Origin of the sequence: Halorubrum persicum (assembly GCF_002727125.1) — an archaeon.
GTDB lineage: Archaea > Halobacteriota > Halobacteria > Halobacteriales > Haloferacaceae > Halorubrum > Halorubrum persicum.
Genome location: NZ_NHOA01000115.1, coordinates 1 through 4,978, shown reverse-complemented (window position 1 = coordinate 4,978; position 4,978 = coordinate 1). Strand labels below are relative to the sequence as shown.

The 4,978-nt window shown below is 64.2% G+C and carries 6 protein-coding genes and 1 pseudogene; 2 read left to right on the top strand and 5 right to left on the bottom strand.

From position 1 onward, the window contains the following. Positions 1-98 precede the first annotated feature (98 nt). The 3 genes from DJ69_RS13175 to DJ69_RS13165 form a co-directional block, all read right to left on the bottom strand. Positions 99-284: a hypothetical protein gene (locus DJ69_RS13175; RefSeq protein WP_099256027.1), complete on the bottom strand. Its 186-nt coding sequence runs from the start codon at positions 282-284 to the stop codon at positions 99-101. Further along, the gene (locus DJ69_RS13170) at positions 281-811 is read right to left on the bottom strand and encodes a DUF1102 domain-containing protein (protein WP_099256026.1); all 531 of its coding nucleotides are present in this window, start codon (positions 809-811) and stop codon (positions 281-283) included. The genes DJ69_RS13175 and DJ69_RS13170 overlap by 4 nt, the downstream gene beginning before the upstream one ends. Positions 812-889: 78 nt before the next feature. Then, a complete protein-coding gene (locus DJ69_RS13165) occupies positions 890-1,495 on the bottom strand; it encodes a DUF1102 domain-containing protein (RefSeq protein WP_180271823.1) in 606 nt (201 codons plus the stop codon). A gap of 478 nt (positions 1,496-1,973) precedes the next feature. Here DJ69_RS13165 and DJ69_RS13160 point away from each other — a divergent pair, with 478 nt between their 5' ends. Together DJ69_RS13160 and DJ69_RS13155 are read left to right on the top strand one after the other, a co-directional pair. Further along, positions 1,974-2,561 carry a DUF7344 domain-containing protein gene (locus DJ69_RS13160; RefSeq protein WP_099256024.1) on the top strand — a complete coding sequence of 196 codons (588 nt, stop codon included), beginning with the start codon at positions 1,974-1,976 and terminating at the stop codon, positions 2,559-2,561. Further along, on the top strand, positions 2,558-3,436 hold the full coding sequence (locus DJ69_RS13155; protein WP_099256023.1) for a hypothetical protein: 879 nt from the start codon (positions 2,558-2,560) through the stop codon (positions 3,434-3,436). The genes DJ69_RS13160 and DJ69_RS13155 overlap by 4 nt, the downstream gene beginning before the upstream one ends. A gap of 29 nt (positions 3,437-3,465) precedes the next feature. Here the strand turns inward: DJ69_RS13155 and DJ69_RS13150 are convergent, their stop codons facing one another. Both DJ69_RS13150 and DJ69_RS13145 read right to left on the bottom strand, forming a co-directional pair. After that, the gene (locus DJ69_RS13150) at positions 3,466-4,710 is read right to left on the bottom strand and encodes an MBL fold metallo-hydrolase (RefSeq protein WP_099256022.1); all 1,245 of its coding nucleotides are present in this window, start codon (positions 4,708-4,710) and stop codon (positions 3,466-3,468) included. Between the two features lie 25 nt (positions 4,711-4,735). Further along, positions 4,736-4,978, bottom strand: a pseudogene (locus tag DJ69_RS13145) (DUF998 domain-containing protein); the annotation flags it as partial.

Genomic DNA, 4,978 nt, shown 5'->3' with positions numbered 1-4,978 from the left:
TGTGCTACACAAGAGCGTTGTGTGAGAAATCCTTTGACGGGGTTGCTCCGCCATGTCGCCAGATATAATGAAATGTTATTTATTATATCATGTCTTAGTTACCGGGGCTCTTCGACAGGCTCTTCCACAGGCTCTTCGACGGGCCCTTCTGGTGTCCCCGACAATCCACGGAGGATCGCGTTGATAGCCTCACGGTCTTCTTCGGGGATCTGATTGTACTCTTCCTCACCATACGTCTCCGATTCGGCGAAGAAGTCACTCAACGTGAGTGTGTGCTCACTCATGGTGTGGCCTCCGCGACGATGTCGATTGTTCCGTTGATACTTGGTCCCGAGGAAGTCGCATCTCCGATACTCGCGATTACGACGTGGAACATCTTCGCGTCGCCGACACCGAGCGTGAAGTTGCCGGGGAACGTCATGTCGGGAATGAGCAGAGCCAAGAGAATATCTCCACTAGCCGTGTCGAAGAAGGTTAGTGGAGATACCATGACATCTACCTCTTGAGTACCGTTGTTTCGGATCTCGAATACCGACTCGAAGTACGTGATAGCGTCCGAATTGACGCCAGTTCCACCGGAGAGGCTACCGCCGATGTTGTCGTTACTCCCTGTAAAATCGAGGGTAAGCGGACCGCCATTTACGTCTGCGTACGCACCGTTCGGCCCTGACGCAGGGACGATACCGAGATACGCGCTCGCGTCTCCAGCGACGTTGACCTCGATATCACGGTCCGCTTGGACACTGCTGAACGCACCGGTCCCGGCGGTTAAAGCCCCGCCTGCTGTGAGCGTACCGAACACCGAGAGCATATGTCTTCGTTTCATAATTTGAATCACCTACTCGAAAATCGAGTAGTTGGAGGACCACTCGATGGTGAGTAGTGCTACTTACGCTTGGGTGTAGATCACCACTTCACCACTCACCGAGAAGTTAGAGGGATCTTCGACAGCGTTCCAAGTCCCACCACCACTACCGGAGTTCGGGACATCTCGAGTGTCGATTTCGACGCCCACGGTCTTTTCATTACCAGCACCAAGGGGAACACCTATTTTCTGTTCTCCGGCTGCAGCGGAGTCCTCTTCGCCGTCCTCAAGCGTTTTTCGACCACCGGTTTCAGTGGTGTAAAAACGAATCCGGTCTTGTGCCTCTTGAGACAGCCCTTCGTCACCAATGTGGAGGTCGACCTCCTGCGTGCCCTCGTTGCGGACTTTGAACACCTCGTCGAACCGGCTAATCGCGTCAGCGTTGATACCACTCCCACTGTGGGTTGTCGCATTACCATCGAAATTGATGGTTAACTGATTATTTGTACTACCTGATTCATTTGGTCCGGTCGCGTATTCGCCGTTCTCAAGAGAGGAGTCAGGAGCGTACATCTGGAGGTACGCACTTGCGTCACCAGCGACTTCAACTGAGATATCACGATCTGCCTGTACGCTCGTAAACGCACCCGTACCCATTGCGGCTGCCCCGCCGGCAGCGAGCGATCCCACACCGATCACGAATTTGCGACGATCCATATCGTATCTCACCTGTGTTCACACACCCCCGCAACCCGGACGCCCGGACCGGGAGTGCTTGGCTATCACATACGGGGGGAGGTACTTCGTTATGATATTCTCGACATGTTCGCGTGCCGGTCTCGTTGAGGTGACGGGCGGGGCCTGATGTGCCGCGTGTGCGCCTCGTTGCTCGCATCGTGGCGATCCTGAAGCCGACCAAACCGCCGGTTTGATCAGTTCTGGCGAGCGTGCGGACAATCAACGACAGCCTGAAGAACCGGTTGGGACTGCGTACTGGTCTCAGCGAGTCCTCGTTTGCCCAACGATCTGTCGCTGCTCCCATACTCTTTCTGAAACTAATCAATTAACTATCCAACCCATTTATGGCAAGACCCCACACACGATATAGGTGAATAACGCCGGTTCTGGGAGGGGTGCTCACCGGCGTCGATTCGGGGTGCTCACATCAATGGTGTCTACAGCTGTTACGACGAACGAATCGGCCCGAAACGGAGGTGAACTGTCCGAAGAGGAGATATTCGAAGTGCTGTCGAACAGGCGTCGACGCTTCGTCATCCACGCGCTCAAGCGCGCCGAGGGGCCGCTCGAGGTCTCCGAGCTCTCCACGCACGTCACCGCGTGGGAGGTCGGCGTGGAGCCGGAGGAGGTCCGGTACGAGGACCGGCGAAACGTGTACAGCACGCTCCAGCGCACGCACCTGCCGAAACTGGAGGAGAAGAACGTGGTGACGGTCGACGAGGAGACGAACGTCGTCGCGCCGACGCCCGAACTGGAGAGCCTCGACATCTACGTCGAGGTCCTCGGGAGCAGGGAGATCCCGTGGAGCCTCTACTACGTCGGGCTCGCGGGCGTCGCCGTCTCGCTCCTGCTCGCCGTCGCCACCGGAACGCCGGGGTTCGCGGCGCTCGAACCGCTCGATGTCGGCGTGTTCACCGCCACCACCTTCGGCATCTCGGCGGTCGTCCACCACGTCATCGGACGCAGAGCGCGCCTCGGCGACACCGAGAAACCGCCAGAGCTGCGCAAGCGCGAATGAACGCCACAACCCGATCGCCGACGGCCCGCGTGAGCGCCCTGCGGACGCTGAGCCTCGTGCTCGCGTTCACGGCGGCGGTCGGGCTGATATTCGGCACCGCGGGCTTCTCGGCGATGGAGGCCGACCGCGGGCTCGCTGTCAACGTGACCGACGACGAGAGCGCGTACCTCGGCTACGAGGCAGTCAACCACACCGTCCACGACGGAGAGCCCACAGACATCGTCGAGTACCGCAACCAATTCGACTCCGACCTCGGCGAGTTCGACGTCGAGGTGTCGTCGGACCACGGCCGGGTGACTGTCGTGTCGGCTCCCGAAGCGCTCGGCGAAGGGAGCAAGAGTCGGGTGACGCTGGTGATTCGCTGCGACACCAGGACAACAGTCCCGCTCCTGTTCGAGGCCGACGGGAACGGCGGCGGCGTCAGCGTCTCGCTGGACCGCACCCACACCGTGACCTGCGTGCCGAAGGGGCCGACGGTAACGGGGGTCATCTTCGACGACGCGTCGAACGGGCGCGTGCTGGTCGACGGCGAGGACGGAGCGGTCGCCGCGGACGTGTGGATCGTCGGGAATCCGCCGACCGAGCCGACCGGCGATCTCTCCGAGGTGGAGTTCGACGGGACGGCGACGTTCGACACCGCGACGAAGATTCGTCGGCAGGTCAACGCCACGCCGGCGAACTGGAAGATCGTCGCCGTCGAGTTCCCCGACCGGAACGTCACCTACTTCCATCCCGGCTGGGACGCGGGAGTCTACGAGACGCCCGCGACCGCCGACGGCGTCGCCTACAACGGGACGGTCGACGAGGGACTCGTGGCGAGTGCCTCGGTCGAAAACGGCAGCGTCGTCGTCAACGGGAGCAGCGGCGACGGGTGACCGCTCTCACGGCCGATCGGCGATCGGCGTCATAACTCGACCCGCGCCCCCAACTCCGGCGCGCTCGCCGCGAACCCGTCCTCGCGCAGGTCCGCCGCGAACCCCTCGCAGCGGTCGCCGTGGTTCACGAGCACTCTCGACCCGCGGTAGGCGTCGAGGAACGCCTCCAGCCCGCCGCGGTCGGCGTGCGCGGAGAAGTCGAACGACTCGACCCGAGCGCTCACGGGGCGGACTGTCCCGTTGATCGCCAGCCGGCCGTGGTCCTGAAGCTCTCGACCGGGGGTCCCCTCGACCTGATACCCAGTCAGCGTCACCAAGTTGGTCGGACTGCCGCGGATCGCGGGGAGGTACGAGTGAACCGGACCGCCGGCGAGCATCCCCGAGGTGGTGACGATCAGCTCGTTGTCGTCCGCGATCCGCTCGCGCTGGCCGTCCCGACCGGTGACGAAGCGCGCGCCCCCCGTCGCCCGGCGGAGCGCCTCCGGATCCCGCAGGAACTCGGGGTGCCGGCGGGCCAGCCGCGTCACCTCGACGCCCATCCCGTCGACGTAGGGAGTCAGGCCGTTCGCCTCGGCGACGAGCATGAGCTCCTGGGTCCGCCCGATCGCGAACGCGGGCGCGACGACGGTTCCGCCCTCCCACATCGCCGTCTGCACGCGCTCCGCCCATCGGTCCTCGACGGCGCCGCGGTCCTCGTGGGTCACGTCCGCGTACGTCGACTCGCAGATCACGGCGTCGGCGTCGGGACGCGCGGTCGTCCCGGAGACGAGCCGCTGGTCGTCGGTATGGAAGTCGCCGGTGTAGAGGAGGGCGGTCTCGCCGTCGTCGACCGTCACGTGCGCCGACCCCGGGATGTGGCCGGCGTTGAACAGCGTCACCTCGTACTCCGTCCCGCCCGCCTCGACGACGAACGGCTCCCGATAGGCGTGGCGCTCCTCGACCTCGCCGAGCCGTGCGACGTGCTCCTCCGAGAAGGGACACAGGGGGCTGTTGCCGTGGAGTTTCAGGGTGTCGCGGGCCAGCGTCCGCGCGAGTTCGGCGGTCGGCGGCGTCCAGTGGATCGCCGGTCGGCGGTCGCCCTTCAGGAGGGCCGGCACCGCGCCGACGTGGTCGAGATGCCCGTGCGAGACCACCACGGCGTCGGGTTCGGGGTCGCGGAGGGGGTACTGCGGGGGGTCCGCGGTCAGCAGGCCGTAGTCCAGGAGGAGCGCGTCGTCGACGAGAACCGCGCTCCGTCCCACCTCGCGGGCGCCGCCGAGGAACTCGACCTCCATCGTCGGGAGTTACTCGCCCGCGGCGTTAGTGCTCGTCGGTCCCGGCGTCTCCGGAAGGCGGCCCGGCCGAGCCGAGCACCGGCAGCGGTCCGAGGACCCACACCCACGCCGCGAGCATGAACGCCCCGGGGAGTTCCGGGAGCGCGAGCCCGGACACCGGCCACCACCCCGCGACGAACGTCGCCCAGACGGCGACGTGGACCGGGACGAACGCGAGGGTGAGTCGACCGGTGACCGTCCCGCGCCTGGCGAGACCGTCGACGGCGAA